A 2004-nucleotide genomic window follows, 5' to 3' on the forward strand; every position below is an offset into this window, starting at 1 on the left:
TCACCGCGGGTGCCCTGCTCGCCGCCGCGCCCGCCGCGAGCGCCATCCCGCCCGCCGGGCCCGGTGAGAGCGTGACCATCACCTACTACTCGGACGCCACCCGCACCGTCGAGGTCGGCTGGTGGTCGTACGGCTCGTGCGGCGAGCCCTTCGACCACGGGACGCACACCCGCTACTCCAAGGTGGTGAAGATCCGCTGCGGGGCGCCCGGCCCGTTGTGACGGCGAGTCGCGAAAGCGCGAAGCGGGAGCACCCGAACGGGCGCTCCCGCTCTCGCGCGGCAGCGGGTAAATTCCCCGCGCCGGTCAGGTCGATCATTTATCGCGGGCGTAACAAATAGCCGCGACCGGGAAACACGAATCAGCGCCGAAACTGATCGAGAACGCGGCGGAACGCGGCGGGAACTCGTTCAGAGCGGGATCGCGCGCATCCGCTCGATCTCCACGCTCTGGGTCGCCACGACGTCGTTCGCCATCTCCTCGACCCGCACGTCCGTCCCCTCGCTCAGCTGCGCCAGCGCCATCTCCAGCGCCCCCTCGTGGTGCGCGACCATCAGCCGCACGAACAGCCGGTCGAAGTCCGCACCCCTGGCCGCCGCCAGCTCAGCGAGCTGCCGCTCGGTCGCCATCCCCGGCATCCCGCCGTGGTCCTCCACCCCGCCGACGTGCCCGTGCGCCTCCCCGACCTGCCCGTACTGCCGCTGCCAGGACTCCATGGCCTGGATCTCGGGCCCCTGGACGTCGTGGATGCGGGAGGCGATCCGGCGCACCACGTCGTTCTCGGCGCGGTCCGGGGCGAGCTCGGTCATGGCCAGCGCCTGCCGGTGGTGGGTGATCATCTTCGCCACGTAGCCCAGGTCGACCTCGGTCGGCGCGGACCACAGGTCGGTGCCCACGTCCCCCGGCGCCACGGTCTGCCCGGCCTCGCCGGGCCTGCCGGGAGCGATCACCGGGGCGGCCTCGGGATCGGCCCCGGCGGCGCACCCCGCCGCCGCGCCGAACACCGCCACCACCAGGGCGAGAATCACCGCGCGCATCCGCACCAAACCCCCTCAGCGATCGGATCACGGATCAACATACCTCGCGGACCACCCCTTGAGAACCGTTCGGAAAACCACCGTCCGGGTCTGGTTCTTAGCCTTGCGAAGGGGTAATACTGCGATTCCCTGCACGTGCCTTGGAAGGGGAACACGTGGTGAAGATCCGCAGTGCGGCCGGGCGGCGGAGAGCGCCTGCCGCCATGCTGGGGGCGATCGCACTGGCGCTGTCGATGGCGGCCTGGGGGCCGCAAGCCGTCGCCGCGCCTGAGGACGACCTCTCGGGGCTGTCCGAGGCCCAGCTGGAGAGCGCCGAGCAGCCCGGCGTCCCCGGCGTGGACGAGATCCGCACCAGCCGCAACGTCAAGCACGTCGCGAACGTGCCGAAGCAGGCGCCGTTCACCAGCTCGTCCACGTGGACCGACGTGGCGTTCCAGAGCGGCTACGCCTTCGACGGCAACTACGACGGCTTCACGATCTACGACATCCGCGACCCCCGCCGGCCGAAGGTCGTCAGCTCCGTGCTGTGCCCCGGCTCGCAGAACGACATCTCGGTCAAGGACAACCTGCTGTTCCTGTCCACCGACTCCTCCCGCAGCGACAACTCCTGCGCCAGCACGCCGCTGGCCGCGTCGAACAAGGACGCCTGGGAGGGCATCAAGGTCTTCGACATCAGCGACAAGCGCAACCCGCGCTACATCGCCTCGGTCGAGACCAAGTGCGGCTCGCACACGCACACGCTGGTGCCGAGCGCCGACCGGCGCACCGCCTACCTCTACGTCTCGTCGTACTCGCCCAACGCGACCTTCCCGGACTGCCAGCCGCCGCACGACCTGATCTCGATCGTCAAGGTGCCGCTGAGCACCCCGACCGACGCGGCGGTGGTGGCCACGCCGAACCTCTTCCCCGACGGCGGATACAAGGGCAGCGGCAACGGCACGGCGACCAGTGGTTGCCACGACATCACC

At 70.3% G+C, this 2004-nt stretch carries 3 protein-coding genes; 2 read left to right on the plus strand and 1 reads right to left on the minus strand.

Annotated features, from left to right (window positions below):
* Positions 1-221, plus strand: a 221-nt coding sequence (locus tag ACTUAL_RS31285; protein ID WP_440902748.1) for a hypothetical protein, incomplete at its 5' end; no start/stop codon positions are given.
* Positions 222-409: 188 nt separating this feature from the next.
* Here ACTUAL_RS31285 and ACTUAL_RS31290 read toward each other — a convergent pair.
* Positions 410-1036 (minus strand): DUF305 domain-containing protein, encoded by a 627-nt coding sequence (locus ACTUAL_RS31290; RefSeq protein WP_440902749.1) that lies wholly within the window; start codon positions 1034-1036, stop codon positions 410-412.
* A 158-nt stretch (positions 1037-1194) separates the two neighbouring features.
* On the opposite strand from ACTUAL_RS31290, the gene ACTUAL_RS31295 reads away from it, so the two are divergent.
* On the plus strand, positions 1195-2004 hold an 810-nt coding region (locus ACTUAL_RS31295; RefSeq protein ID WP_440902750.1), incomplete at its 3' end, for an LVIVD repeat-containing protein.

The organism is Actinosynnema sp., assembly GCF_052038725.1.